This window comes from Amycolatopsis sp. MEPSY49, from assembly GCF_051337345.1.
GTDB lineage: Bacteria > Actinomycetota > Actinomycetes > Mycobacteriales > Pseudonocardiaceae > Amycolatopsis.
In genome coordinates this window covers 232,964-258,735 of sequence record NZ_JBDLYJ010000007.1, presented here as the reverse complement: position 1 = coordinate 258,735, position 25,772 = coordinate 232,964, and the positions used below count along the sequence as shown (strand labels likewise).

Here is a 25,772-nt window from a genome sequence, read left to right as displayed (position 1 = left end):
GTCCCCCTAACGTGCAAGCTACTCAGTCGTTCACTTAGAGGTGCGCTCTTCTAAGTTGGACCCCGTGACGACCAAGCCGACCTCCTGGGCTCGTGGCGCGGCCCTGCGCGGGCTCGTCGCGCTGCCGCTCGTCGCGGGTCTGGTCACCGCGGGCTTCCTGCTGGCCGACCGCGCTCCCGAACCCGCGCCCGCCCCGCTCCCGGTGGCGCGCGACGCGGCGTCGGGCCCGTCGGTCCTCGAGGTCAGCGCACCGGTGAAGGCACAGGAGCCGGGTCAGGGCGCGTCCGGCCAGGGCGGCAAGAGCCCGCTGCAGCAGTGGGCCGACCAGCTGGCCGGGCCGTTGGACATCCCCGCCGACGCGCTGATCGGCTACGCGAACGGCGAGCTGGCGCTGCGGAGCGAAGACCCGTCGTGCCACCTCTCGTGGGTCACGCTGGCGGGCGTCGGCTCGGCGGCGTCGAACCACGGCCGCGGCGGCGGGAACCTGCTGGGCCTGACGGCGGCGCAGACCAAGAAGTACGGCGGCGAGGCCCCGGTCGCGGCCGGCCGGGCGCTGTGCGCGGGCGGCACGGACCTCGGCGCGGGCCCGGGCTGGTGGAAGGCGATCGCGGCCTACCACCCGGGCAATGACACGGAGCTGTTCCGCCAGCGCGTCCTCGGTATGGCCCAGCTGTACGCGACGCTCTCCCTGGACCCGGCGTCGGCGTCATCGCCCCGGGTCCACGCGACCCGGTTCGCCCTGGGCCAGCTCGGCCTCCCGTACGTCTGGGGCGGCAACGGCCCCGACGCGGGCGCGGCGGGCTTCGACTGCTCGGGCCTGACCAAGGCGTCGTACGACAGCGCGGGGGTGGCGTTGCCGCGGACGGCGGACAGCCAGTTCCGCGCGCTGCCGCCGGTGCCGGCCACGCAGGAGCCCCGCCTGGGCGACCTGGTGTTCTACGGCAGCCCGGCGACCCGCATCCACCACGTGGGGCTGTACCTGGGCAACGGCTTGATGATCAACGCGCCGACCGAGGGCCAGGCCATCCAGATCCACACGTACCACTCGAAGGGCGACGACTACGCGGGCGCGGGCCGCCCGGCCTGACCCGCCAGCCCGCCGCACTCGGTCGGTGGTACCGGCACGCTCTGGGCCGGCCCGCCGCGTCACCGCGTGACTTTCGAAGGCACGCTGCGCGAGTGGTCGCCGGACGCGATCGGCCGGCTCGGCGGTTTCCTCGCCGACCTGGCCGCCCGGGAAGGCGTGGGGGTTCCGCTGCTGCTCACCGTCAGCCGTGCGACGGATTCGCCGGCGAGCTGAGGCCCGACTCGTAAGCGAACACCACGAGCTGGGCCCGGTCCCGCGCGCGCAGCTTCGCCATCGCCCGGTTGACGTGCGTCTTCGCGGTCAACGGGCTGATCACCATCCGCGCCGCGATCTCGTCATTGGACAGGCCTCGCGCGACCAGCGCGACCGCCTCCCGCTCCCGGTTGGTCAGTTCGGCCAGCCCCGCCTCGGGCACCGGCGGCTGCGTCACGTACCGGTCGATCAGCTTGCGGGTGATCGACGGCGCGAGCAGCGCGTCGCCCCGGGCCGCGACGCGCACCGCGTGCAGGAAGTCCTCCGGCCGGATGTCCTTCACCAGGAACCCCGCCGCGCCGGCGCGCAGGGCTTCGAAGACGTACTCGTCGAAGCCGTAGTTGGTCAGGATGACGACGTGCACCGCGGCCAGCGCGGGGTCCGCGGCGATCCGGCGGGTCGCTTCGAGGCCGTCGACGCCCGGCATCCGGACGTCGAGGAGCACGACGTCCGGCAGGTGCCGCAGCGCGAGTGTCACGGCTTCGCCGCCGTCGGCGGCCTCGGCCACCACCTCGACGTCGGCCTCGGCGTCGAGGAGCGCGCGGAACCCGCTGCGGATGAGTGGCTGGTCGTCGGCCAGCAGGACGCGGATCATGCCGGGTGGTCCACGGGGAGCTCGGCCCGGACGCTGAACCCGCCTTCGCTGCGCGGCCCGGCGTGGAGCCGCCCGCCGAGCGCCGTGACGCGCTCGCGCATCCCGGTCAGGCCGACACCCGGCGTACTGTCCACAGTGGACTTGCCGTCGTCGTCGACGCGGACGACCAGCGCGCCGGGCCGGTGGTCGATCCGGACCGACGCGGTGGCCGCGGCGGCGTGCCGGGCGACGTTCGTCAGCGACTCCTGGACGATCCGGTAGGCGGTCCGGCCGACCGCCGCCGGCACGTCGTCGCACCGGCCTTCGATCGTCAACCGCGCGTCGAGACCACCCGAGCGGGCCCGGTCCACCAGGTCCGGGACGTCGTCGAGCCCGCGCGGCGGGTTCTTGCCGTCGTCGCGCAACGCCTCCAGCGTCGCACGCAGTTCCCGCGCCGCGTCACGGCCCGCGTCGCGGATCGCGAGCAAGGCCTCCGGCACCTCTTCGCCGCGCTTGGTCGCCAGGTGGACGGCCACTTCGGCCTGGAGCTTGATGACGGAGATCTGGTGGGTGAGCGAGTCGTGCAGCTCCCGCGCGATGTGCAGCCGCTCCTCGTCGGCACGCCGGCGCGCGGTCTCCTCGCGGGTCCGTTCGGCTTCGTCGGCGCGGCGCTCGGCCTGGCGCAACGCCTCCCCCGCGGCGCCGGCGGCGATCAGCCACGCGATCTGGAGGACGTCGCGGGACTGCGTGAACGCCTGGGCGGTGTCGTGCAGGCCCGAAGCCAGGATCGCGAGCGGGACCGCGCCGAGCATGAGCACCGACGCGACCACCGCGGCGACGCGATGTCCGGCCCGGACAGTGGCGTACACCGCGAACAGGTAGGCGACGACCGGAACTTCGAACCCGGCGGCCTGGTAGCCCAGCGCGCACACCGCGGTCACCGCCAGCACGACGATCGGAGCCCGGCGGCGCACCACCAGCGCCAGCCCGCCGGCCACGAGGAGCGCGTACCCCAGCGCGTCGAGGTCCGTGGGCGCGTGCCGCGCCGAGAGCCCGGCGATCAGCAACGTCGCCGCCACCCCGCCGGCGATCACTCCGTCCACGACCCGCATCCCCGCACCCTAACCGGATGTTCCGGACGGCGAATCCGGCTCGGAGAGCAGTCGCGGGCTACCGCGGACGCGGTACATCCGCGGTTCCTGCGCCGGCCGCGGCAGCCGGAAGTGCCCGCGCCCGCACGACGACGGGCGGCGGTCCGGCGGACATGCTTCCCGGACACCGAAGATGGGAGTACGCCATGACCCTTGCCGCTGTCAGTACTTACGCCTTTACGCCAGGGCGTGTGTGGTCCGTGGTCGCCGCGGTGGTGGGAGTGGCCGGCGTCGTCGCCGGCGTGCTGGCCCTGACCCGCGGCCGGGGAGCCGTCGTCGCGCTGGGTTCGGGGCTCGCCGGCGCGGCCGGGGGCGGGGTCGTCGTCGCCATGGCCAAGGGCGGTCCCGGCACCGGGTACGGGATCGTCGGGGGCTGGGCGGCCCTGGTGATCGGGCTGGCCGCCGTCGCGCTGGGCGGGCTGGCGCTGGCTCGCTCGCGCGGTTTTGTCGGTGGCCGCCGCTAACGTCCGGAGCATGTACGAAGTCGACTTCGTCGAGTTCCCGTCCACGTCGGCCACCGCGTCCGGCGAGTTCTTCGCGCGCGCCTTCGGCTGGGAGGTGACGCCGTACGGCCCGGACTACACGGACGTCCGGGCCGCCGGCCTCACCTTCGGCTTCCAGGCGGACCCGGCCGAGCAAGCCCGCGCGCCGCTGGTCACGGTCCGCACGGACGACCTGGCGGCGGCCCGCGCCGCGATCGAGTCAGCCGGTGGGGAGGTGACGAAGGAACCGTTCGCCTTCCCCGGCGGCCGGCGCTTCCACTTCCGCGAGCCCGGCGGGAGCGAGCTGGCGGTGTGGTGCCCCGAGTAGCGCGATGGCCGGTTTCCGCCGGTCGTCCGCCCGCCGGGCCGCCATGATGATCGTCATGAGCGTCTCCGTTCTCGAAGGCATGTATGCCGCCGAAGCCCGGTACTTCGCCACCGGCGGCTTTTCTCCGAGCTGAGCCGCACGTGGGCCGTCTTCGAGCTGGGTGAGCAGGCGTTCCTCAGCACCGCGTCCCCGCTCGTGGTGCTGTGGCGGACGGCCGCATCACCGAAGTCCGCCCGTTCTACCGGGACACCGCGGCGAGCGCGGCCGCCTGCTCGACGTAACCGGCGGCGCCACCGCCGTAGTACGTCGCCGGATCGGCGGTTTCCAGCGGGAGGCCGAGCGCGAACCGCGTCACAAGATCGGGGTTCGCGACGAAGTGCCGTGCGTACGAGACGGCGTCGGCGATCCCGGCCTCGACCACGGCGTCGCCGGAGTCGCGGTCGAAGCCGTTGTTCACGATCAGCGAGCCGCGGAAGAGCCGTCGATACCGGGCGAAGCCGGCGAAGTCCGGTCCGGTATCGGGCCCGCGGAGATGGAGGTAAGCGACCTCCAGTGAAGCCACCAGCTCGTCGTACTCGGCGCGCAGGGATTCGTCCACAGTGAACAGTCCGCCGGTCCACCACGGCGAAAGCCGTACCCCGACGGCGATCCCGGCCGCGCGCACGGCGTCGACGACGTCCAGCAGCAGTTTGCTCCGCGACCGGCCGTAGCCGTCGGTGCGGCGGTTCAGCCGTGGGTGCAGGAACTGCGCGAGCAGGTACACGCCGTTGGCCGCCAGCTCGACACCGTCGAAGCCGGCGCGCCGCGCGTTCTCCGCCGCGTGGGCGTAGTCCGCGACGACCGCCTGGATTTCGGCCGCGCTCAGCTCGCGCGGGGTCACGGTCGGCCGCCGGCCCGAGGCGGTGTGCACGGTTTCCTCGGGGTCGACCGCCGACGGCCCGGCCGGCCGCTCGCCGAGGAAGTCCGGGTGCGACACCGCGCCGGTGTGCCACAGCTGCGCCACGATCCGGGCGCCGAGCGCGTGCACGACGTCGGTGACCGGCCGCCACCCGGCGACCTGGTCGTCGGTGTACAGCCCGGGAACGCCCTGGAAGCCGACGGCCCGTTCGCTCACCCAGGTGCCCTCGGTGACGATCAGCCCGGCGCCGGCGCGCTGCGCGTAATAGGCCGCCTGCAGGTCGCCGGGCACGCCGTCCGGGACGCGCGCGCGGGTCGTCGGGGCGAGCACCACGCGGTTCGGCAGGCGCCACGCGCCCAGGTCGACGGGGGTCAGCAAGCTCATCGGTCACCTCTGGTCGCCGGGATTCGTCGGGAGTGCGACGGTGGGTGCGGGCGAAAGGTGACCGATGGACGAGCTGGCCGAGGAGTTCGAGGCCGAACGCGGCAGGCTGCGCGGGCTGGCGTTCCGGATGCTCGGCTCACTGACCGAGGCGGACGACGCCGTCCAGGAGGCCTGGCTGCGCTTGAACCGCGTGGACTCGGTCGACAACCTGGCGGCGTGGCTGACGACGGTCGTCTCCCGCGTCTGCCTCGACGTCCTGCGTTCACGGAAGGCGCGTCGCGAGGATCCGTTCGAGGTCCTGCCGGAGCCGGCGGCCGACGCGGACCCGGCCGCCGAAGTCGAGCTGGCCGACTCGGTGGGTCGTGCGCTGCTCGTCGTGCTCGACGCGCTGGGCCCGGCCGAGCGGATCGCGTTCGTGCTGCACGATCTGTTCGCGGTGCCGTTCGAGCGGATCGCGCCGGTGCTGGACCGCACGCCGGTCGCGGCGAAGAAGCTCGCGAGCCGTGCGCGGCAGCGGGTCCGGGGCACGTCCCCGCTGCCGCCGGCCGACTTGGCCAGGCACCGGCGGGTGGTCGACGCCTTCCTCGCCGCGGCCCGCGGGGGCGACCTCGACGAGCTCCTCGACGTGCTGGCCCCCGACGTCGTCCGCCGCGCCGACGCGGCCGCGTTGCCGGTCGGAGCGGCCCTCGAAGTGCGTGGGGCGCGGGCGGTGGCCGAGGAGACGCAGGTGTTCGGGAAACGGGCTCACTTCGCCGAAGCGGCCTTGGTGGACGGCGCGGTCGGCGTCGTCGTGGCCCCGCGCGGCCGGCTGCTGCTCGCGCTCGCCGTGGCGGTCGAAGGCGAGCGGGTGGCGGCGTACGAAGTGGTCGCCGAGCCCGCCCGCCTGGCCGCGCTGCACGTCACGCTCCTCGCGTGACCCGGTAGGACAGGTGCGTCACGCCGGTGCCTTCGACGACGTCGGGGCCGGTCAGCGCGATGGTGGCGTCGAGGTTGTCGAAGAACCGGACGCCTTCGCCGAGGAGCACCGGGATCAGGTCGACCTGGATGCCGTCGAGCAGCCCGAGGTTGAGGCACTGCTGCGCGATCGTCGTGCTGGCGACCGCGACGTTCTTGTCGCCGGCGACCTTCTTGGCCTGCTCGACGGCGCTTTCGAGGCCGTCGGTGACGAAGGTGAACGGCGCGTCGGGGTGCGGCCAGTCCGCCGGCTCCTCGTGGGTGACGACGAAGACCGGCACGCCCATCGGGTGCGCGCCGCCCCAGCCCTGGGTGAGGTTGAACAGGCGGCGGCCGGTGATCAGCGCGCCGACGTTGGCCATGGCGTTGCGCAGCATCTCGGCGCTGGCCTCGGAGGTCTTGAAGGTCGCCCACTCGACGGCGGTCGGGACCTCGACGTCGCCGTTGCCGAACCACCCGAACAGGTGGTCGATGCGGTCCTCGGAGTCGGCCACGAAGCCGTCGAGGGACATGGACATGTTGGCGATAACGTCGGCCATTTCTAGCTCCTTTGTGCTGGTCGGAGGCGGTTTGCCTCGCTGATGAGAAGTCTTCCGCGCTTCCCGGGCCGGAAGATCTGCCACCTGGCCGACATCCGGCTCCGGGGTGGCCGATGCCTTGACAGCCGTGGCGGATCCGGGAACCATGAACACGCGTTCATGAACGCGTGTTCACAATGGAGGAGATGGGGATGACCGGGATCGTCAACACCGCGCAGGCCGAGGCGTGGAACGGGTACGAAGGGGAACACTGGGCGTCGCACGCGGACCGGTATGACGCCGTGAACAGCGGGTTCAACGGTTATTTGCTCGACCTGGTCGGCGCTGACGACCGGGTGCTCGACATCGGCTGCGGCAACGGCCAGCTGACACGGCTGGCGGCGGCCCGGGGCCGGTCCGCGACCGGGGTCGACCTGTCCGGGCCGATGCTGGCGACCGCGCGGGCCCGCGCGGCGGAGGTGCCGAACGTGGCGTTCGAGCAGGGCGATGTCCAGGTGCACCCGTTCACCGAAGGCGGGTTCGACCTGGCGGTCAGCCGGTTCGGGGTGATGTTCTTCGCCGACCCGGTGGCGGCGTTCGCCAACGTCCGGCGGGCCCTGAGCTCCGGCGGGCGGCTGGCGTTCCTGTGCATGACGGCGCTGGCGGGCACCGACCTCGGCCGGGTGTTCGGCGCGCTGGCCGAGTACCTGCCCCAGCCCACGGGCCCCGACGGCAGCGGGCCGACGTCGTTCGCGGACCCGGACCACACGACGGCGATCCTGACCGAAGCCGGCTTCTCGGACGTGGTGTGCACCCGCGTCGAGGCCGACCAGGTCTGGGGCCGCGACATCCCGGACGCGGCCCGGTTCATCAGCGACTGGGGCCCGGTCCGCCACCACCTGGGCATGGTCGACGGCGAGACCGCGGCCAAGGCGACCGAGGCCCTGACGGCGGCGCTGGCGCCGTACGCGGGCCCGGACGCGGTCCGCCTGCGCGGAACGGCGTGGCTGGTCATGGGAAGGAGGTCGTGAGGCCCTTACGATGGCGGTGATGTCACCGAGGAAAGCCGCGGCGCAGCGGGACGGCCAGTCGCTGCACGACCTGCTGGTCGAGACCGCCCAGAAGATGATCGCCACGCACGGGACGACCGGGATGACCGTGCGCGAGATCGCGCGCATGGCGGGCGTCGCCGACGGCGTGCTCTACAACCACTTCTCCGACAAGGAGGAGCTGGTGGCCCGGGCCCTGCTGGAGCACGTGCGCACGACGGAAGCGGAACTGGGCGACCTGCCGGTGGCGGGCGAAGGCACGGTGGCGGAGAACCTCCACCGCCACCTGGAGTTCGGGCTGGCACTGCACAAGGTGATCGTGCCGGCGTTCAGCGGCCTGCTCGGTCAGCCGAGGGTGCTGGAGCGCTTCGCGGAGATCAGCGAGCGATCAGGGTACTGGCGCGACCGACTACTGGCGTACCTGAAGGAGGAGCGGACCCTCGGCAGGCTGCGCCCGGAGTCCGAAGTGGACGCGGCGGCGGCCATGCTGGTCGGCTACTGCCACGCCTCGGTCATGGCGGCGGTTTTCCCGCACACGGGCCCGCTCGACCCACCGACACCGGAGTCGGTGGTGCGGGCGGTGCTCGATGGCATCGCGCCGTAGCTCTCGCGCCGACCGCGTACGAGGCCCACTCCCCCAGCGCGATTCGGCCGCGCCGACAGCATCGCCTCTCGGCCACAGCTCGCGCCGACCACGCCCACAGCCCGCTCCCACCACACCGGCCACCCGCGTCCGGCCCGCCGACCCGCGCACCGCTGTCCGTCCTTTGTGGAGTTCTCGACACCAACCCCACCATCCGCCGACAAAGAAGGGAAAGACCGATGGACTCTGCCGCGATACCCTCGCGGTATGGACGACGTCGAGGTCCGTGAGCTGCGGTACTTCCGCGCGGTCGCCGAAGAGCTGAACTTCTCCCGCGCCGCCGAACGGCTCGGGATGGCGCAGCCACCGCTGTCGCGCGCGATCCGGTTGCTGGAGCGGCGGCTGGGCGTCCAGCTCTTCGAACGCACCAGCCGGCACGTCGAGCTGACGCCGGCCGGGAACGTCCTGTTCGCCGAGTCGGCGAAGGCGCTGGACGCGGTCACGAACGCCGTCCGGCGCACGCGGCGGGTGGCTCAGCAGCCGCCGGCGCTCGTCGTCACCGCGAAACCCGGCGTGGCCACCGAACTGCTGCGGCGGATCGCCGACGGGTTCCCAGGCCCGGTCGAGATCCGGGTCGGCGGGTTCGGCGAGCAGGCGAACAGGCTGCGCGACGGCCGGGCCGACCTGGCCCTGCTCGGCTGCCCGGGCGACCACGGCGACCTGGACGTCGAGGTGCTGTTCACCGAGCCGCGCGTCGCCGCGCTGTCCTTCCGGCACGAGCTGGCCGGCCGGTCGGCGCTGACGTGCGCGGACTTCGCCGGGCGGCCGACACCGTGCTGGCCGGACGCCTCGGCCGCGGACCGGGCCTACTGGGCGGGCCAGGACGTGACCGGCCGCTCGGTCACCCCGGGCCCGGTGGTGCGCGACAGCGCCCAGCTGCTGGAGACGGTGGCGCTCGGGCAGGCGATCGCGCTGCTGCCGGTGTCGTTCGCGGAGTGGCACCAGCGAGCCGACATCGTCTACCGGCCGGTCGGCGACGCGACGCCGTACTCGCTCGCCCTGGCCTGGCCGGCCGGCGCGCGAGACCTGCGGATCGCGCGGTTCGTGCGGACCGCCGTCGAGATCTGCGAAGCACAGCCTCGGCGGGGAGCCGTCCCGGCGGGGTGACGAGCGGATCAGCCCGCCTGCGCCGCCAGTTCGCCGCGGAACGTCGACCGGTACGCGCTCGGCGACACCCCGAGCGCGGCCTGGAAGTGCTGGCGCAGCGAGGCCGCCGTGCCGACGCCGGCTTCGGCCGCCACGCGGTCGACCGGGAGGTCCGACTCCTCCAGGAGCTGGCGGGCGCGCTCGATCCGTTGCTGCGTCAGCCATTGCAGCGCCGAGATGCCGACCTCCTCGCGGAAGCGGCGGGTGAACGTTCGGGTGCTCATCGCCTCGCGGGCGGCGAGCTCGCGCAGCGTCAGCGGGCGGTGCAGGTTCTCCAGCGCCCACGCGCGGGCCGCCTTCGTCGACGACGTGCGCGGCTCCGGCACCGGCCGCCGGACGAACTGGGCCTGGCCGCCTTCGCGGTGCGGGGAGACGACCGTGCCGCGGGCGACCTCGTTGGCGACGGCCGCGCCGTGGTCGCGGCGGATCATGTGCAGCACCAAGTCGATTCCCGACGCGACGCCGGCGGACGTCAGGACGTTGCCGTCGTCGGTGTAGAGGACGCACGGGTCGACCTCGACCTCCGGGAACCGGTTCTGGAGCTCGTCGGCGGAGCGCCAGTGGGTGGTCGCGCGGCGGCCGTCGAGGAGGCCGGCCGCGGCGAGCACGAACGCGCCGGTGCAGATGGAGGCGATCCGCGCGTTCGCCGGGATGCGGTCCATCGCGGCCGCGAGCGGTGGGGTCAGCACGTGCGCCAGGGGTTCGTATTCGGCTCGGGACGCGGGGACGATCACCGTGTCGGCCTCGGCCAGCACCTCCGGCCCGCGGTCGATCGGGATGGTGAAGTCCGAGTCGGTGCGGACCGGGCCGGGTTCGAGGGCGCAGGTCACGACCTCGTACAGCGGCTCGCCCGACGCCGAGCGCGCCTGCCCGAACAGCCGGTGGACGATGCCCAGCTCCATCACGAGCATGCCGTGCCGGACCAGCACGGCGACGTGGTGACGGTCCGGGTGCACGAATCCGCGCACTGGGGGGTCCAGGGGGGCTTGCCCCCCGGTTGGGGTTCGGGGCTCAGCCCCGAATGACAGAGCCATGGCTCGATTCTTGCACATGTTGGCTATCAGGCCACTCGATCGAGCGAGCGGCCCGCGTGACCATCGAGGTCATGAACGTGTTGTGGGTTTTCGCGCATCCCGAACCGCGCTCGCTGGGCGGCGCCCTTCGCGACGACGGCCTCCGGACGCTTCGCGAACTCGGTCACGACGTCCGGGAATCGGACCTGTACGCGATGAAGTGGAACCCGGTGGTCGACGCGGCCGACTTCGGCGCCGAGGCCGGCGACGAGCGGCTGGTCGTCGGAACGACGTCGGCACGCGCGCACGCGAACGGCGAGCTGAGCCCGGACATCGTGGCAGAGCAGGAGAAACTCGACTGGGCGGACGCGCTCGTCGTGCAGTTCCCGCTGTGGTGGTACGGCCTGCCGGCGATCCTGAAGGGCTGGTTCGACCGCGTGTTCGTGAAGGGTTTCGGCTACGGCGTCCGCGCGGAAGACGGCCGCACGGTGCGCTACGGCGAAGGCCGGCTCGCGGGCAAGCGCGCGATGGTGGTGCTCACCGCGGGAGCCCGCGAGCCGGCCATGGGTCCGCGCGGGGTGAACGGCGCGCTGAACGAGGTCCTGTGGCCGCTGCAGCACGGAACGCTGTTCTACGCGGGGATGTCGGTCCTGCCGCCGGTGCCGGTGTACGGCGCCGACCGGCTGCCCGCCGAGCAGTTCGCCGAGGCGAGGGAACTGCTGCGCACGCGCCTGAGCACGCTGGAGACAACGGACCCGATCCCGTTCCGCACGCAGAACGGCGGCGACTACGACGACAACCTGGTGCTGCGCCCGGAACACGCGCCTGGCGCGACGGGCCTGGCCGTTCACCTCACGCAAGCAGAGTGAGGTGCACCGAAGGTCGGCGCGCGGGCAGGCGACGCACCGGCGCCGCGCGGGCTCGGCGCCGCACGCGCGGGCTCGCGCGGGCACGGCGACGCCCCACGCAGGTTCGCGCGGGCTCGGCGACGCACCGCGCAGGTTCGCGCGGGCTCGGCGCCGCCCGGCGCAGGTTCGGCAAGGCTTGAGCCGCGCCAGCGAGAGGTCTTACGCGGGCAAGGTGAGCCGCTGGCCCAAGCCGCCGTCCACGGGCAGGTCCGCGCCCGTCGTGAACGTTGCCTCGAACGCCAAGAACAGCACCGCCGCTGCCACTTCCTCGACCGTCGCGTGCCTCTTCAACGGCGTCACCTCGTCGCCCGTCTCCTTGAACGCCGCCAGCACCGAAGCGGGCACCCCCGTCACCCCCATCGTCGGGGTGTCCGTGTACCCCGGGCTGACCACGTTGACCCGGATCCCGCGCGGCGCCAGCTCGGCCGCGTACGTCAGCGCGAACGACCTGACCGCCGCCTTCGCCGCCGAATACGGGCCCATTCCCGCGATTCCCGCCCCGGCCGCCACCGACGTCGTGAACACGAACGACCCGCCGGGCCGGACCAGGCCCGCCAGCCGCTGGGCCGTGAAGTACGCGCCCTTCGCGTTCACGTCGAACGTGCGGTCGTAGATCTCCGGTGTCGCATCCGCGTACGGCGTCAGCGTGGCGAACCCGACGTTGATGAACACCAGGTCCAACGACCCCAGCTTGTCCTCGGCCGCCGCAGCCAGCGAGTCGATGTCCGCCAGCGACGAAGCATCCGACGACACCAGGTGCGCTCCCGGGATGTCCAACCCCGAAACGTCCCGGCCGGTGGCGAGGACTTCCGCGCCACCGTCCAGGAGCGCGCGCACCACCGCCAGGCCCATTCCGTGCGTGCCGCCCGTCACGACCGCCTTCTTCCCCGAAAACCTCACCGGATCTCCTCGATGACACTCGCGATCGCGTGCGCGCCGTGGCCCGAAGCCACCGCGCGGTCGAACAGCTCCCGCACCGCCGCGGGGACCGAAGCGCCGATGCCCTGGGCGCGGCTCGTCTCGACCAGGAGACCGAGCCCGGCCGCGTTGATGTCCAACGCCGACACATCGGTCGCGTAGTCACCGCTGGCCACCTGCGCGCCGATCCCCGGCAGGAACCCGCCGACCGCCGTGAGCCACGACTGCGCCATCGGCGTGAACGTCGACGGCGCCACGCCTTCCGTGCCGACCAGCGCCAGCGCGTGCAGGTACCCGGCCATCGTCGACCACATGATGCCCAGCAGCGCCAGGTCGTACAGCGCCGCCAGCCCGGCGTCTTCGCCGAGGTACACCGGCTCCCCCAGCACCGTCAGCAGGTCGCGCTGCCCGTCGAACGTCGCCGGCGAACCGGAGTAGAGGATTCGCGCGGCGGGAGTCCCGATTCCCTGCGGGACGGCCATGATCACGCCGTCCACGTACTCGATGCCCGCCGACGACGCCCACAAGGCGGTCGAGCGGGCTTCCGCGGGCGTCCCCGAAGTCAGGTTGACCAGCACCTTCGGCGAAGCGGCTTCGAGCACCGGGCGTTGAGTGTCGTATGTGGACAGACAGCTGAGGACGATGTCCGCCGAGGCCGCCTCCGCGGGCGTCGCCGCGAGACGCGCACCGCGGTCGAGCAGCGGTCCCGCCTTGAGCGGCGACCGGTTCCACACCACGACTTCGTGGCCCGCCCCCAGCAGCGCCCCGGCGAGGGCGGCGCCCATCCGCCCGAGGCCGAGCACGCCCACCTGTTTCTTGCTTTCTCCCATGCCGATCATGCTGCTGACGCGCTTTACGATGGACAAGTACCGACTAATAAGTCAGGTACCCACCAGAACGTAAGGATCCTGGATGCTGGCGAGAACCTACCGCTGCGGCCTGGACGCGGCGATCGACGTGGTCGGCGGCCGCTGGAAGGCCCTGATCCTCTGGGCGCTGCACGCCGAGCCGCTGCGGTTCGGCGAGCTGAAGCGGAAGGTGGCCGGCATCAGCGAGAAGATGCTCATCCAGGCGCTACGGGAGCTGGAGGCGGACGAAGTCGTGCACCGCGAGGTGTTCCACGAGATCCCGCCGAAGGTCGAGTACTCGCTGACCGAGCTGGGTCAGCGGCTGAACACCGCGCTGCTGCCGCTGGGCGACTGGGGCGAAGAGAACATGGCCGGCATCGCGAAGCGCCGCGGCGTCACACCGGCACCCCCGCATGCTCCTTCAGCGTGATCGCGTTGCCCGCCTTGAGCGGCAGCTCTTCGATCACCTCGACGACGGGAGCGACGTCCTTACGCGGTAACCAGGTCCGCGCCGGCGAAGAACGTCGAAGCCGCCGACATCGCGTCGGCGTCGAGGAGCACGTCGCCGGGGCGGCTGCCGTTGCCCAGGAGCACCCCGCCCCAGTTCATGCCGAGGTACTCCGCGCAGAGTTCCAGCGTGCCGATCAGCGGCTGGGCCTCGCGCGCCGTCTCGCTCAGGACGCTCACGCCCCACAGTGTCTTGCCGCGCATCTTCGGCTTGAACTCGACGGGCAGCCGCATCCAGCCGGACCAGTAGTCCAGGTAGAGCTTCACGCTCGCCGCGACCGAGTACCAGTACACCGGCGACACGATCACCAGGTCGGTCGCCGCGAAGGTCGCGTCCATCAGCAGCTGCTCGTTCTCCCCCGGCTCCGGGTGCGAACCGGCGCCGTGGCGGCGGTCCTCGAACGGCGGCAGCGGCAGCTCGGGCAGCCGGAGCCACCGCTGCTCGACGTCGGAAGGCAGCTCCTTCGCCGCCCGCCGGGCCAGCATCTCGGTGTTCCCGCCGGCCCGCGCCGCGCCGACCAGGAAGAGGAAGTTCCGCGTCATCGTCGATCCCCTCAGTTACTTGCATGTACATATAAAGACTGCCCATGGACTATCCTGGAGTCAAGAGGAGGGCGGGAAATGACCGTCGACGAACAGTCCTGGGGCCGCATGCTCGTGCTGCACGCCCGCATCGAGCAGGAACTGGGCAAGGCACTGCAACGGCGCCACGGGCTCGGCCTGTCCGAGTACCGCGCGCTCGGCAAGCTGGTCGCGGGCCCGCGCGGCGGCCTGCGGATGCAGGAGCTCGCCGAGGCGATCGGGCTCAACCAGAGCTCGGTCAGCCGGATGTGCGCGCGCCTCGAGGACGCCGGCCTGACCATCCGCGACCTGTGCGAAGACGACCGCCGGGGCGTCTACTCGGTGATCACCGACGCCGGCCGCAAGCGCTACGCCGAAACCGAGCCGACGTACTGCTCGGTGCTGCGGACCTCGCTGGACAAAGCCGCGAGCGACCCGGAGCTCACCGCCGCGGTCGCCGCCGTCCGCGGCGCTTGACCCGTATATGCCTCGGTGGTTATATAAAGGCATGCCCGCCAAACTGCTGACCGACGAGGACCGCCCCGCCCTCCGGCTGGAACGCCGGCTGAAGCACGCGCCCGAGCAGGTCTGGCGCGCCATCACGGACCCGGCCGAGCTCGAGCACTGGTTCCCGGCGAAGGTCGACGTCGAACTGCGCGCCGGCGGCGCCATCCGGTTCACCTTCCCCGGCGAGGACACCTCGACGACCGGCCGGGTCGTCACGGCCGAACCGCCGCGCGAGTTCACCTTCGTCTGGAACGACGACACCCTGCGCTGGCTCATCACCCCGGACGGCGACGGCAGCCTCCTGGAGTTCACGCACACCTTCGGCCGCGGCGAGCCGGCGATCGCGAAGCTGGCCGCGGGCCGCACCGCCGCCGGCTGGGACGTCTGCCTCGACGCCCTCGACGCGCGCCTGTCCGGCCGCGACGCCGAGCAGCCCGGGAACTGGCACGCCCGCATGGCGTCCTATGTGGACGAATTCGGCCTCGGCTACGGGGAAGTGCTCGGCGACGGGACGATCCGCTTCCGCCGTGACCTCGTGTGGAAGCCGGTCGACGAGGTCCGCGCGCTGCTCCCGGACGAACCCGGCTGGCACGTCACCCAGGATCCCCTCGACGGCACCCGCGTCGAGTTCACCGAAGCGGCGGAAGCGGACGTCCCCGCTCAGCTGGCGCGGCGGCACGAGCAGCTCGACAAGCTGTTCGCCGCGACGCACGGCGTCGACCTGCCGGACTGGCCGGCCGACCGCGTCGAGGCCGTGAAGAAGCACTACGCGGAGCGTCCGACCCAGGGTTGACGCGGGCGCGCGGGTGGCGCATTACGTTCGGGTCATGCGAATTCGCGTGGTGCTGGACGCGCTCGCGGTCGTGGTGCTGGCGTTCGGGGCCGGCGGCAACCTCGCCGCCGGGGCGTGGGCGCTGCCGCCGTGGCTGCCCGGGTGGCTGGGCTGGACGATCATGCTGGCGAGCGTCAGCCCGATCCTGCTGCGGCGCTGGTGGCCGCGGCCCGCGTACATCTTCGCGCTCGTGCTGACCGCGGCGGCCATCCCGATCGGCGGCCCGGTGCTCGCGGTCGCCGTCGTGGGGGCCGGGTGTGCGCTGTACACGTTCGTCGTGGCGCGGGGCAGCCGGGCGTCGCGGGTCGGGTTCGTGGCCGGGCTGCTCGCGGTCGGCCTGCTCGGCATCGCGGTGCCGAACCCGAGCGTCGCCACCACCGTGAACTTCGGGGTGTCGGCGCTGATCGTCGGGTTCGCGCTCGGCATCGCCGTCCACGGTCGCCGCGAGTACGCCGCGGCCGAGCGGGAAAACCACGCGCGGGAAGCGGTTTCGGCGGAACGGCTGCGGATCGCGCGAGAGATGCACGACGTTGTCGCGCACAGCATGAGCCTGATCGCGGTGAAGGCCGCGGTCGGCAACCACGTCGCCCTGGAACAGCCCGCCGAAGCGCGCGAAGCGTTGCGCGTCATCGAAGACACGAGCCGCGAGACGCTGGCCGAATTGCGGCGGATGCTCGGCGTGCTGCGGGACGGCACCGGCGTCCCGGCTCTGGCGCCCGCCCCGACGCTCGACGACCTGCGCGCGCTCGCCGAACGTGCGGAGCAGGCGGGCCCGTCCGTCGACCTCGCCGTCGACGGTCTCGAGGAGCTGCCGGGCGGCGTCGGCCAGTCGGTGTACCGGATCGTGCAGGAGGCGCTGACCAACGTGGTCAAGCACGCGAGCGCGGCGACGTGCCGCATCCGCGTCACCGGGGCCGACGGCGAGGTGACGATCGAGGTCCGCGACGACGGCCGCGGCGGGTCCGCGACCCCGGGCCACGGGCTGATCGGCATGCGCGAACGCGTGGCCGTCTACGGCGGCGAGTTCTCCGCCGGCCCGGCCGACCCCGGCTTCCGCGTGTTCGCGCGGCTGCCTTACGAGACGGCGGTGGCTTGATGACCCGCGTCCTGATCGCCGACGACCAGGCGTTGCTGCGCGGCAGCTTCCGGGTGCTGGTCGACAGCGCGCCGGGCCTGGAGGTGGTCGGCGAGGCTTCGGACGGCGTCGAGGCGGTCGCGCTGGCCCGGCGGTTCACCCCGGACGTCGTGTTGATGGACGTCCGCATGCCGTCGATGGACGGCATCGAGGCGACGCGCCGGATCTGCGCCGGATCGGACGTCCGGGTCCTGATGCTGACGACGTTCGACCTGGACGAGTACGTGTACGCGGCGCTGCGGGCGGGCGCGAGCGGGTTCCTGCTGAAGGACACGCGGCCGGCGGACCTGCTGTCGGCGATCTCGATCGTGGCCGCCGGCGAGGCGTTGCTGGCGCCATCGGTGACACGGCGGCTGGTGGCGGAATTCGCGCGGCTGCCGACGGGGCCGGTGAAGCGGCTGGAGGGGGTGACGGCGCGAGAGCAGGAGGTGCTGGCGTTGATCGCGCGCGGGTTGTCGAACGACGAGATCGCGGCGCGGCTGCACCTGGGGATCGCGACGGTGAAGACCCACATCGGGAGGCTGCTGCACAAGCTGGCGGCCCGCGACCGGGCCCAGCTGGTGATCGCCGCGTACGAGTCCGGCCTGGTGAGACCCACCGCCTCGTGAGTGAGAAACAGTGTTCCAACGTTTCTCACTCACGAGGGCGTCAGCCGAGGGCGCGGGTGAACGGAGCGAAGCGGAGTGAGGCATCGCCCGGGAGCGGGCGGCCGTCCAGGACCAGGCGGGGCGCCGGCGGTCCCGGGACCAGGCCGCGTTCCCGCAGCCACGTCGTGAAGGAAGGGAACCGGTAATCGGGGTCCACCCGAACCTCACCCGATACCGACCTCGCCACCCCGCGGACGACCGCCTTGGCCGCCTCCTCCGACTCCGCGACCACCGGGCCGATCACTGTCACGTGGCCGATGTCGACCCCGAACGCGAAGCCGCCGTCGGTCACGTAGGGCGTCCCCAGCCGCTCCAGCAGCGGCCGCCGGTCGACACCCTGGGCCGCGCGGTCCAGCGCGATCACGTCGGCCACCGACCCGAGCGCGGCACCCGGCCCACCGTCATCGACGAACCTCCCGACGTGGCCCTGGCACCCGCCGTCGAGGACGAACCCCATCGACTCGTACAGCGGCCGCCCCAACGTCGACGCGTGCAGCCACACCACCGCCTCGCCCGCTGCCGCAAGCGTTTGCGCCGTGATCGCGCGGCCCAGGCCCCGCCGCTCGAACCGGGGCGCGACCAGCACCATCGAGATCGACGCCACCGTCCCGAACGACACCACCGCCGCGCACGCCGCGAGCCCGCCACCTGGGGCGTCGACCCCGAACAGCTGCCCCACCTCGTGCAGCAACCGCCACTTCGGCGGCTCGCGCGGCCACGACCGGGACTCGGCCAGGTCGGAGCAAGCCGGCAGGTCGGCGACGTCCAGCGTCCGGATCTCCATGGACGTTGCCTACGCCACACGCGAAGTGACCGGCAAGTAGCTAAGCTCCCGGGAATGAGCAGTGCGACGGAGCCGCTCGGGACGCCGCCCGAGGATGAACCGGACATCCACACCACGGCCGGCAAGCTGGCCGACCTGTACCGCCGCTACGACGAGGCGGTGCACGCGGGCTCGGCCCGCGCGGTGGAGAAGCAGCACGCCAAGGGCAAGAAGACCGCACGCGAACGCATCGAGCTGCTGCTCGACGAGAACTCGTTCGTCGAGCTCGACGAGCTCGCCCGGCACCGCTCGACGAACTTCGGCCAGGAGAAGAACCGGCCCTACGGCGACGGCGTCGTCACCGGCTACGGCACCGTCGACGGCCGCCCGGTCTGCGTCTTCAGCCAGGACGTCACCGTCTTCGGCGGCAGCCTCGGCGAGGTCTACGGCGAGAAGATCGTCAAGGTCATGGACCTGGCCATCAAGACCGGCCGCCCGATCATCGGCATCAACGAGGGCGGCGGCGCGCGCATCCAGGAGGGCGTCGTCTCGCTCGGCCTCTACGGCGAGATCTTCAACCGCAACGTCAAGGCGTCCGGCGTGATCCCGCAGATCTCGCTGATCATGGGCGCCAACGCCGGCGGGCACGTCTACTCACCCGCGCTGACCGACTTCATCGTGATGGTCGACGAGACGTCGCAGATGTTCATCACCGGCCCGGACGTCGTCAAGACGGTCACCGGCGAGGACGTCACCTTCGAGGAGCTCGGCGGCGGCCGGACCCACAACACGAAGTCCGGCGTCGCGCACTACCTCGGCAACGACGACGAAGACGCCATCGCCTACGTCAAGGAACTGCTCTCCTACCTGCCGCAGAACAACCTCTCGGACCCGCCGGTGTTCGAGCCGTCGGACAACCCGCCCGGGTTCTTCGACGACGTGACCGACTCGGACCGCGAGCTCGACACGATCATCCCGGACTCGCCGAACACGCCGTACGACATGCACGAGGTGCTCACCCGCGTCCTCGACGACGGCGAGTTCCTCGAGGTCCACGAGCTGTTCGCGCCGAACATCCTGGTCGGCTTCGGCCGCGTCGACGGCCAGAGCGTCGGCGTCGTCGCCAACCAGCCGACGCAGTTCGCCGGCTGCCTCGACATCGACGCCTCCGAGAAGGCCGCGCGGTTCGTCCGCACCTGCGACGCGTTCAACATCCCGGTGCTCACCTTCGTCGACGTCCCGGGCTTCCTCCCGGGCACCGACCAGGAGTGGAACGGCATCATCCGCCGCGGCGCGAAGCTGATCTACGCCTACGCGGAGGCCACGGTCCCGCTCGTCACGATCATCACGCGCAAGGCGTACGGCGGCGCGTACGACGTCATGGGCTCCAAGCACCTCGGCGCCGACATCAACCTCGCCTGGCCGACCGCGCAGGTCGCGGTGATGGGCGCCCAGGGCGCGGCGAACATCGTCCACCGCAAGACCCTCGCGAAGGCGGCTTCCGAAGGACAGGACGTCGACGCCCTGCGCGCCGAGCTGATCCAAGAGTACGAAGACACGCTGCTGAACCCGTACGCGGCGGCCGAACGCGGCTACGTCGACTCGGTGATCGTCCCGGCGCACACCCGCGGGCACGTCGCGCGGGCGCTGTCGCTGCTGCGCAACAAGCGCGAGTCGCTGCCGCCCAAGAAGCACGGGAACATCCCGCTGTGAGCGACGACGAGAAGCCCCTGCTGCGGGTGGTCCGCGGAAACCCGAGCGACGCCGAACTGGCGGCGCTGACGGCGGTCGTCGCCGCGGCGTCGGCCGCTCCGCCCGCGGAGAAGCCGAAGCCGCGTACGTCGTGGTGGGGCGATCACGCTGCTTCGCTGCGTCGACCGCTCCACCCCGGCGAAGGTGCTTGGCGCGCTTCGGGGCTTCCCGGCTTCTAGACGACGTCCAGGAACACCGTCGGGACCTCGTTGTCCCGCACGACCCGGCCCAGCAGCGCCGCGAGCCGATCGCGGTCCGGCGCGGGCAGTCCGGCCGCCAGTTCGTCCACGCGGCGGCACGTCGCCGCGTAGAACTCCTCCGCCAGGTCGCGTCCCTCCTCCGTCAGCACCACGTGGACCGCACGGCGGTCGTCCGGGTCGGGCTCGCGGCGGACCAGCCCGCGCCGGACCGCGCGGTCGACCAGGCCCGTCAAGCTGGACTTCTCGAGGCCGAGCGTCGCGCCGAGGTCGCCCATGCCGTACGGCCGCCCCATCAGCACGCACAGCAGCTGCCCCTGCTGCACGGTCAGCCCGTACTCGCGGGCCGACTCGGCGTAGACGGCGTTCACCAGGAACGACGCCCGCACGAGCCCGGCCACCACGCCGAGGTCCTCCCCGTGTTTCCCCATCGCGCCAGCCTACTTCGCGACGGCTTCCCGCACGGCGGGCACGATCTCCTCGGCCCAGCGCGCGGCGGACACCGCGTCGGGCGTGCTGCCGCCCGGACCGAAGAGGACGAACCCGGCGGCGTCGTGCTCCAGGACCGCGCCGGTCAGCTCCTCGATCCACTGGTCCGGCGAGCCGCCGATCCAGCGGCCGTCCTCGGTGCGGGTGCGCGGCAGCGGCTCCGCCGTGATGCGGCCGGGGAAGTTGTAGACGGTGGCGATGTCGGCGGGGTCGCGCCCGGCGTCGACGGCGGCCTTGTCGATGAGTGGACGCGAGGTGCGGAAGCGCTCGCTGAGCCAGTCGGCGGCGTGGCCGGGCATCCACCCGTCGGCGACCCGCCCGGTGACGGCGAGGGACTTCGGCCCGACGGACCCGGTCCAGACCGGCGGCATTTCTTCTTTTGCCGGCGCCAGATCGGTGACCTGGTAGAACTCGCCGTCGAAGGTCACGGGGTCGCCGCCTCCGCCGAGCATTTTGACCAGCCGGATGCCCTCTTCGAAGGCCCGGACGGCCTGACCGGGGGTCAGCTTGGTGAAGCCGAGCCGCGCGATGTCGTCCCAGAGGCCGCCGACCCCCATGCCGAGCACGATCCGCCCGCCGGTGAGCGCGGACAGGCTCGTGATGGTGCGCGCGAGCATGGGTGCCGGGCGCGTCGGCAGGTTGGTGACGCTGACCAGGCCGGAGATCCGTTCGGTGCGCCCGAGGAGGACGCCGATTTCGGCGTACGCGTCGAGCCGGTCGGCGTGGTAGGGGTGATCGGAGACGGTGAGCAGGTCCAGCCCGGCGCGATCGACCTGGACGGCGAGGTCCAGGGTGCCGGGGACCGCGGAGACGGCTGTGGAGACGCCGATGCCGAAGTGCGTCATGATTCCTCCCAGTGGTAGTTCGTGTTACGAACTTACTATACATAGTTCTTAGCACGAACTAACCCCGAGGTGCCAGGCGCTGCCGGCGGCCGGCTGGATATTCGGTTTCGCCGGGGCGCCGCGGCGGCTAACGTTGCTCTCGCCCGGTGCGGCGGTGAGGGTTACTTCTCTGGTATCCCTTGGGTTCGACTCCCGAAAGCCTTCACCACTTCGATCTCGGGCGGAGTCACGGCCGCATCGGTGCCCGGTGCGCAGGCGAGGGTTACTTCCTTGTAATGGGCAGGTCGAGGGTTCGAATCCCTCCCGGGCCGGCAGGTCCGGTAGCTCAGCCCGGCAGAGCAGCAACGTACCTTCACCGAATTCGATCTCGGGCATCGCCGTGGCCGTGGCTTCCCAGTGAAAATCAGGGGGAGAAATGAGCAAGTTCAACACCGCACGCGCGCCCGCCGCGACTTCGCCCGTCCGCGGCGAGGCGGCTGGGGTCACCTACGAGGGTGGCGCCGGTTACGCGCGCGACGCCCGGTCCGAGCTCTTCCTGCTCGCCGTCACCAACATGGTCGGCGAGCACACCTTCTACGAGTCCGCGAACGCGCGCGACACGCGGTACACCGAGCTGGTCCGGAAGTCGACCCTCGAGAATCCACAGTGGACCGCTCGGTTCCTGCGCTGGCTGCGCTCCGAGGCGAACCTGCGGACCGCGTCGCTCGTCGGCGCGGCCGAGTTCGCCAAGGCTCGCCTCGACGCCGGGCTCGACGGGCTCGGCCGGCAGGTCGTCGGCGACGTCCTGCAGCGGGCCGACGAGCCCGGGGAGCTGCTCGCCTACTGGACTTCCGTGCACGGCAAGAACATCCCGAAGCCGGTCAAGCGCGGCGTAGCCGACGGGGCGCGGAAGCTCTACGACGAGCGCTCGTACGTCAAGTGGGATTCGGCCGCACGCGCGTTCCGCTTCGCCGACGTTCTCGAGCTGACGCACCCGGCCAACCGCGACGCCGCCCAGGGCGAGCTGTTCAAGCACGTCCTCGACGAGCGCCACGACCGCGGCAACCCGCTACCGGCCAAGCTGAACGTGCTGCGTGCCCGCGCCGAGCTGACGGCGTGGGACGCGCCGCGCCGGCGCGAGCTGTTCGCGCGGCCGGACGCGGCGGACGTCCTGCGCGCGGCGGGCATGACGTGGGAGTCGGTCGCCGGCTGGCTGCAGGGTCCCCTGGACGCGCGCGTCTGGGAGGCGCTCATCCCGTCCATGGGCTACATGGCGCTCCTGCGCAACTTGAGGAACTTCGACGAGGCCGGCGTCTCGGACGACGTCGCGCAGCGCGTCGCCGCGAAGCTCGCCGATCCGGCGCAGGTCGCGAAGTCGCGGCAGCTGCCGATGCGGTTCCTGTCCGCCTACCGGGCGGCACCGTCGCTGCGGTGGGCGTGGGCGCTGGAGCAGGCGATCGCGCACTCGCTGGCGAACGTTCCGGAGCTGCCGGGCCGGACGCTCGTGCTCGTCGACACCTCGACGTCGATGAACATGGGCTTCAGCCGCGACGGCACCCTGCTGCGCTGGGACGCCGCCGCGGTCTTCGGGCTCGCCCTGGGCCGGCGGTGCGCCGATGCCGACGTCGTGTCGTTCTCGGACCGGCTGCTCGGCGGCACGCGCACCAAGGTGTTCAAGCTGCGGCCCGGCGGGTCGCTGCTGAGCGACGTCGAGCGCTGGAAGTCCGGCGGGTTCTTCCTCGGCGGCGGCACCAACACCGCCGGCGCGGTGCGGAAGCACTTCGCGAAGCACGACCGCGTCGTCATCCTCACCGACGAGCAGGCCGGCGACGGCGACGTCGGGCAGGCGCTGCCGTCGCACGTGCCGCTGTACACGTGGAACCTGGCGGGCTACCGGTTCGGCCACGCGCCGTCCGGGGTCGCGCGGCGGCACGTGTTCGGCGGCCTGACCGACCAGGGTTTCCGGATGATTCCCCTGCTCGAGGCGGGGAAGAACGCCGACTGGCCGTTCTGAGAGAAGCCGCGGAGGCCCCCATGACGGGATCATGGGGGCCTCCGCGCTGTGTACGGGCTGTCACAGGAATGACCGTGGACCGGAGGCTAGTCTGCGCCGTATAGTCCACGTGGAATAACCGACCTGGAGTCATCCGAAGGGACTAACGATCATGGCCTCGGCCAAGCTGACCCCGCTCGGCATCGCCGTGCTGGAGCTGCTCCACGAGAAGCCCATGCACCCGTACGAAATGGCCCAGCTCATGCGCGAGCGGTATGTCGACACGCGGGTCAACGTGAAGGCGGGCTCGCTCTACCACACCGTGGAACGCCTGCAGCGCAACGGCTTCATCGAAGTCGTCGACACGCAGCGCGACGGCAGGCGGCCCGAACGGACCGTCTACGGCATGACCCAGGCCGGCCTGGACGAGTTCAACCAGCGCGGCCGCGAGCTCCTGGGGGACCTCACGAAGGAGTACCCCACCTACCTGTCCGGGCTCGCCGTCATCGACGAGCTGGGCCGGGAAGCGTCGCTGCTCGAACTCGAGCACCGCGTCACGCGGCTGCGCGCCGGCGTGGCCGCCGACCAGGCCGTGCTCGACCACCTCACCGGGGACGGGACGCCGGAGATCTACTGGCTCGACTGGCGCTACCAGTGCGACCACCGGAAGTTCGAGCTCGAGTGGACCGAGCGGCTGCTCGACGACCTGCGCTCCGGGCGGATCCCGTTCCAGGACCACCACCACGAACCCATCCTGAAGCTCATCACCGGGGAAGACGACGATGAACGCAAGACAAGCTAACCCGTGGGCGGCGCTCGGCGCGCTGTGCCTCGGCTTCTTCATGATCCTGCTCGACACGACGATCGTGTCGATCGCGATCCCGACCATGCTGCGCGAACTGAACGCCGGGCTGAACTCCGTCGTCTGGGTGATCAGCGTCTACCTGCTCACCTACGCCGTGCCGATGCTGTTCACCAGCCGGCTCGGCGACCGCTTCGGCCCGAAGCGGGTGTTCCTCGCCGGGCTGGTCGTGTTCACCGGCGCGTCGCTGTGGTGCGGGCTGTCCGGCAACGTCGAAATGCTGATCGCGGCGCGCGCGGTGCAGGGGCTCGGCGCCGCGCTGATGACGCCGCAGACGCTGGCGTTCATCACGCACCTGTTCCCGCCGGCCAAGCGCGGCCCGGCGATGGGCATGTGGGGCGGCGTCGCCGGCCTGGCGACGATCACCGGCCCGCTGCTCGGCGGCGTGCTCGTCGACCACTTCGGCTGGGAGTGGATCTTCTACGTCAACGTGCCGATCGGCGTGATCGCCATCGGGATGACCCTGGTCCTGGTGCCGGACTGGCAGCCGAAGCACTCGCACTCGTTCGACTTGCTGGGCATCATTCTCTCCAGCGCGGCCCTGCTCTGCATCGTGTTCGGCGTCCAGAACGGGCAGCAGTACGACTGGGGCACGGTCTTCGGCGGAATCACGGTGTTCGAGATCATCGGCGCCGGCGTGCTGCTGCTGATCGCGTTCGTGGTGTGGCAGCGGTACAACAAGCGCGAGCCGCTGCTGCCGCTGCAGGTGTTCGCGAACCGCAACTTCTCGGCGGGCACGCTGACGGCGACGACGGTCGGCTTCGCGATGACCGGCATGTTCCTGCCGCTGGTGATCTACATCCAGTCGGTGCTCGGGCTGACCCCGACGATGGCCGGGCTGCTGACCGCGCCGATGTCGCTGCTGTCCGGGATCGTGGCGCCGTTCGTCGGGAACCTGTCCGACAAGGTCAACGGCAAGTACCTGGTGATGTTCGGCCTCGCGGCGCTGGCGGCCGGGCTGGGGATCATCGCGCTCCAGGCGTCGCCGGACAGCAGCCCGTGGAGCTTCGTCCCGGCGCTGCTGGTGTGCGGCCTGGGGATCGGCTGCATCTTCTCGCCGATGAGCAACATGACGATGGGTTCGGTGGAGCCCCGGCTGGCCGGGACGGCGTCGGGCATTTTCAACACCTCGCGCCAGGTCGGCGGCGTGCTGGGCAGCGCCGCGATCGGCGTGATGCTGCAGGCGCAGGTGAGCTCGTCGATCGCGGACGAGGCGACGAAGGCGGCCGCCCAGTTGCCGGAGCAGTACCGGGCGCCGTTCGCCGAGGGGATCGCTCACGCGGCGGCGAGCACCGGCGAGTTCGGGTCGGCCGGCGGCCCGGCGCCGATCCCGGGTCTCCCCGCGGAAATCGCGGCGCAGGCCGGGAAGCTGGCCACGGAGGCAGTCCACAGTGGACTGACCGACGCGGCCCGCGTGACGATGCTGCTCCCGATGGCGGTGCTGCTGCTCGGGGTCATCTCGGCCGCGGTGCTGCGGCAGGTGAAGCCGCGCTGGCAGGCCCCGGCGCCGGCGCCCGAGGCCGCCGCGGCATAAAACCGTGCGAGCCTCC

At 71.9% G+C, this 25,772-nt stretch carries 31 protein-coding genes; 20 read left to right on the top strand and 11 right to left on the bottom strand.

What is annotated here, in order from left to right; genetic code table 11:
• Positions 1-64 precede the first annotated feature (64 nt).
• Together ABFJ78_RS30030 and ABFJ78_RS30025 are read left to right on the top strand one after the other, a co-directional pair.
• Entirely contained in the window at positions 65-1,087 is a 1,023-nt protein-coding gene (locus ABFJ78_RS30030) for a C40 family peptidase (protein WP_436389926.1), read from the top strand.
• Positions 1,088-1,153: 66 nt separating this feature from the next.
• Entirely contained in the window at positions 1,154-1,300 is a 147-nt protein-coding gene (locus ABFJ78_RS30025) for a hypothetical protein (RefSeq protein WP_436389925.1), read from the top strand.
• Here the strand turns inward: ABFJ78_RS30025 and ABFJ78_RS30020 are convergent.
• Both ABFJ78_RS30020 and ABFJ78_RS30015 read right to left on the bottom strand, forming a co-directional pair.
• A complete protein-coding gene (locus tag ABFJ78_RS30020) occupies positions 1,269-1,934 on the bottom strand; it encodes a response regulator (protein WP_436389924.1) in 666 nt (221 codons plus the stop codon). The genes ABFJ78_RS30025 and ABFJ78_RS30020 overlap by 32 nt on opposite strands.
• Positions 1,931-3,025, bottom strand: coding sequence for a sensor histidine kinase (locus tag ABFJ78_RS30015; protein ID WP_436389923.1), 1,095 nt, complete (start codon positions 3,023-3,025; stop codon positions 1,931-1,933). Before ABFJ78_RS30015 ends, ABFJ78_RS30020 begins: the two co-directional genes overlap by 4 nt.
• A 230-nt stretch (positions 3,026-3,255) precedes the next feature.
• Here ABFJ78_RS30015 and ABFJ78_RS30010 point away from each other — a divergent pair, with 230 nt between their 5' ends.
• Genes ABFJ78_RS30010 through ABFJ78_RS30000 form a run of 3 tightly spaced genes read left to right on the top strand, consistent with a single transcriptional unit; the run spans position 3,256 to position 4,007 of the window.
• Positions 3,256-3,528: a DUF6223 family protein gene (locus ABFJ78_RS30010; protein WP_436389922.1), complete on the top strand. Its 273-nt coding sequence runs from the start codon at positions 3,256-3,258 to the stop codon at positions 3,526-3,528.
• A 10-nt stretch (positions 3,529-3,538) separates the two neighbouring features.
• Entirely contained in the window at positions 3,539-3,874 is a 336-nt protein-coding gene (locus tag ABFJ78_RS30005) for a VOC family protein (protein ID WP_436389921.1), read from the top strand.
• Positions 3,875-3,878: 4 nt separating this feature from the next.
• The gene (locus ABFJ78_RS30000) at positions 3,879-4,007 is read left to right on the top strand and encodes a hypothetical protein (protein WP_436389920.1); all 129 of its coding nucleotides are present in this window, start codon (positions 3,879-3,881) and stop codon (positions 4,005-4,007) included.
• Between the two features lie 105 nt (positions 4,008-4,112).
• Here the strand turns inward: ABFJ78_RS30000 and ABFJ78_RS29995 are convergent, their stop codons facing one another.
• A complete protein-coding gene (locus ABFJ78_RS29995; RefSeq protein ID WP_436389919.1) occupies positions 4,113-5,156 on the bottom strand; it encodes an alkene reductase in 1,044 nt (347 codons plus the stop codon).
• Positions 5,157-5,220: 64 nt separating this feature from the next.
• Here ABFJ78_RS29995 and ABFJ78_RS29990 point away from each other — a divergent pair, with 64 nt between their 5' ends.
• Positions 5,221-6,072, top strand: coding sequence for a sigma-70 family RNA polymerase sigma factor (locus ABFJ78_RS29990; RefSeq protein ID WP_436389918.1), 852 nt, complete (start codon positions 5,221-5,223; stop codon positions 6,070-6,072).
• On the opposite strand, the gene ABFJ78_RS29985 is transcribed toward ABFJ78_RS29990, so the two are convergent.
• Positions 6,056-6,649 carry a dihydrofolate reductase family protein gene (locus ABFJ78_RS29985; RefSeq protein ID WP_436389917.1) on the bottom strand — a complete coding sequence of 198 codons (594 nt, stop codon included), beginning with the start codon at positions 6,647-6,649 and terminating at the stop codon, positions 6,056-6,058. The genes ABFJ78_RS29990 and ABFJ78_RS29985 overlap by 17 nt on opposite strands.
• A gap of 191 nt (positions 6,650-6,840) precedes the next feature.
• Between ABFJ78_RS29985 and ABFJ78_RS29980 the strand changes: the two genes are divergently transcribed.
• From ABFJ78_RS29980 to ABFJ78_RS29970, 3 genes are all read left to right on the top strand, one after another.
• Positions 6,841-7,659 carry a class I SAM-dependent methyltransferase gene (locus tag ABFJ78_RS29980; protein WP_436389916.1) on the top strand — a complete coding sequence of 273 codons (819 nt, stop codon included), beginning with the start codon at positions 6,841-6,843 and terminating at the stop codon, positions 7,657-7,659.
• Positions 7,660-7,669: 10 nt separating this feature from the next.
• Positions 7,670-8,281 carry a TetR/AcrR family transcriptional regulator gene (locus ABFJ78_RS29975; RefSeq protein ID WP_436389915.1) on the top strand — a complete coding sequence of 204 codons (612 nt, stop codon included), beginning with the start codon at positions 7,670-7,672 and terminating at the stop codon, positions 8,279-8,281.
• Between the two features lie 246 nt (positions 8,282-8,527).
• Positions 8,528-9,427 (top strand): LysR family transcriptional regulator, encoded by a 900-nt coding sequence (locus ABFJ78_RS29970; protein WP_436389914.1) that lies wholly within the window; start codon positions 8,528-8,530, stop codon positions 9,425-9,427.
• 8 nt (positions 9,428-9,435) lie between these two features.
• Here ABFJ78_RS29970 and ABFJ78_RS29965 read toward each other — a convergent pair whose 3' ends face one another.
• Positions 9,436-10,434, bottom strand: coding sequence for a GlxA family transcriptional regulator (locus ABFJ78_RS29965; RefSeq protein ID WP_436389913.1), 999 nt, complete (start codon positions 10,432-10,434; stop codon positions 9,436-9,438).
• 137 nt (positions 10,435-10,571) lie between these two features.
• Here ABFJ78_RS29965 and ABFJ78_RS29960 point away from each other — a divergent pair, with 137 nt between their 5' ends.
• A complete protein-coding gene (locus tag ABFJ78_RS29960; RefSeq protein ID WP_436390160.1) occupies positions 10,572-11,348 on the top strand; it encodes an NAD(P)H-dependent oxidoreductase in 777 nt (258 codons plus the stop codon).
• A gap of 198 nt (positions 11,349-11,546) precedes the next feature.
• On the opposite strand, the gene ABFJ78_RS29955 is transcribed toward ABFJ78_RS29960, so the two are convergent.
• Positions 11,547-12,287 (bottom strand): SDR family oxidoreductase, encoded by a 741-nt coding sequence (locus tag ABFJ78_RS29955; RefSeq protein ID WP_436389912.1) that lies wholly within the window; start codon positions 12,285-12,287, stop codon positions 11,547-11,549.
• Positions 12,284-13,135, bottom strand: a complete 852-nt coding sequence (locus ABFJ78_RS29950) for an NAD(P)-dependent oxidoreductase (protein WP_436389911.1) — start codon at positions 13,133-13,135, stop codon at positions 12,284-12,286. Before ABFJ78_RS29950 ends, ABFJ78_RS29955 begins: the two co-directional genes overlap by 4 nt.
• An 82-nt stretch (positions 13,136-13,217) precedes the next feature.
• Between ABFJ78_RS29950 and ABFJ78_RS29945 the strand changes: the two genes are divergently transcribed.
• Entirely contained in the window at positions 13,218-13,583 is a 366-nt protein-coding gene (locus tag ABFJ78_RS29945; protein WP_436389910.1) for a winged helix-turn-helix transcriptional regulator, read from the top strand.
• Between the two features lie 59 nt (positions 13,584-13,642).
• On the opposite strand, the gene ABFJ78_RS29940 is transcribed toward ABFJ78_RS29945, so the two are convergent.
• Positions 13,643-14,203 (bottom strand): flavodoxin family protein, encoded by a 561-nt coding sequence (locus ABFJ78_RS29940; protein ID WP_436389909.1) that lies wholly within the window; start codon positions 14,201-14,203, stop codon positions 13,643-13,645.
• Between the two features lie 78 nt (positions 14,204-14,281).
• On the opposite strand from ABFJ78_RS29940, the gene ABFJ78_RS29935 reads away from it, so the two are divergent.
• The 4 genes from ABFJ78_RS29935 to ABFJ78_RS29920 are packed head-to-tail and all read left to right on the top strand — an operon-like array spanning position 14,282 to position 17,303.
• On the top strand, positions 14,282-14,698 hold the full coding sequence (locus ABFJ78_RS29935; RefSeq protein ID WP_436389908.1) for a MarR family winged helix-turn-helix transcriptional regulator: 417 nt from the start codon (positions 14,282-14,284) through the stop codon (positions 14,696-14,698).
• Between the two features lie 31 nt (positions 14,699-14,729).
• Positions 14,730-15,521 (top strand): SRPBCC family protein, encoded by a 792-nt coding sequence (locus tag ABFJ78_RS29930; protein WP_436389907.1) that lies wholly within the window; start codon positions 14,730-14,732, stop codon positions 15,519-15,521.
• 34 nt (positions 15,522-15,555) lie between these two features.
• Positions 15,556-16,656, top strand: a complete 1,101-nt coding sequence (locus ABFJ78_RS29925; RefSeq protein ID WP_436389906.1) for a sensor histidine kinase — start codon at positions 15,556-15,558, stop codon at positions 16,654-16,656.
• Entirely contained in the window at positions 16,656-17,303 is a 648-nt protein-coding gene (locus ABFJ78_RS29920) for a response regulator (protein WP_436389905.1), read from the top strand. The genes ABFJ78_RS29925 and ABFJ78_RS29920 overlap by 1 nt, the downstream gene beginning before the upstream one ends.
• 40 nt (positions 17,304-17,343) lie before the next feature.
• Here the strand turns inward: ABFJ78_RS29920 and ABFJ78_RS29915 are convergent, their stop codons facing one another.
• The gene (locus ABFJ78_RS29915; protein WP_436389904.1) at positions 17,344-18,126 is read right to left on the bottom strand and encodes a GNAT family N-acetyltransferase; all 783 of its coding nucleotides are present in this window, start codon (positions 18,124-18,126) and stop codon (positions 17,344-17,346) included.
• Positions 18,127-18,180: 54 nt separating this feature from the next.
• Between ABFJ78_RS29915 and ABFJ78_RS29910 the strand changes: the two genes are divergently transcribed.
• Both ABFJ78_RS29910 and ABFJ78_RS29905 read left to right on the top strand, forming a co-directional pair.
• Entirely contained in the window at positions 18,181-19,818 is a 1,638-nt protein-coding gene (locus ABFJ78_RS29910) for an acyl-CoA carboxylase subunit beta (RefSeq protein WP_436389903.1), read from the top strand.
• Positions 19,815-20,036: an acyl-CoA carboxylase subunit epsilon gene (locus tag ABFJ78_RS29905; RefSeq protein WP_436389902.1), complete on the top strand. Its 222-nt coding sequence runs from the start codon at positions 19,815-19,817 to the stop codon at positions 20,034-20,036. Before ABFJ78_RS29910 ends, ABFJ78_RS29905 begins: the two co-directional genes overlap by 4 nt.
• Here the strand turns inward: ABFJ78_RS29905 and ABFJ78_RS29900 are convergent.
• Positions 20,033-20,485, bottom strand: a complete 453-nt coding sequence (locus ABFJ78_RS29900; protein ID WP_436389901.1) for a MarR family winged helix-turn-helix transcriptional regulator — start codon at positions 20,483-20,485, stop codon at positions 20,033-20,035. The two genes, ABFJ78_RS29905 and ABFJ78_RS29900, sit on opposite strands and share 4 nt — an antisense overlap.
• 9 nt (positions 20,486-20,494) lie before the next feature.
• Positions 20,495-21,388, bottom strand: a complete 894-nt coding sequence (locus ABFJ78_RS29895; protein WP_436389900.1) for an LLM class flavin-dependent oxidoreductase — start codon at positions 21,386-21,388, stop codon at positions 20,495-20,497.
• A gap of 415 nt (positions 21,389-21,803) precedes the next feature.
• Between ABFJ78_RS29895 and ABFJ78_RS29890 the strand changes: the two genes are divergently transcribed.
• The 3 genes from ABFJ78_RS29890 (at position 21,804) to ABFJ78_RS29880 (ending at position 25,756) form a co-directional block, all read left to right on the top strand.
• Positions 21,804-23,381, top strand: coding sequence for a TROVE domain-containing protein (locus ABFJ78_RS29890; protein WP_436389899.1), 1,578 nt, complete (start codon positions 21,804-21,806; stop codon positions 23,379-23,381).
• A 151-nt stretch (positions 23,382-23,532) separates the two neighbouring features.
• Positions 23,533-24,162 carry a PadR family transcriptional regulator gene (locus tag ABFJ78_RS29885; RefSeq protein WP_436389898.1) on the top strand — a complete coding sequence of 210 codons (630 nt, stop codon included), beginning with the start codon at positions 23,533-23,535 and terminating at the stop codon, positions 24,160-24,162.
• Entirely contained in the window at positions 24,143-25,756 is a 1,614-nt protein-coding gene (locus ABFJ78_RS29880) for a DHA2 family efflux MFS transporter permease subunit (protein WP_436389897.1), read from the top strand. The genes ABFJ78_RS29885 and ABFJ78_RS29880 overlap by 20 nt, the downstream gene beginning before the upstream one ends.
• Positions 25,757-25,772: the final 16 nt, after the last annotated feature.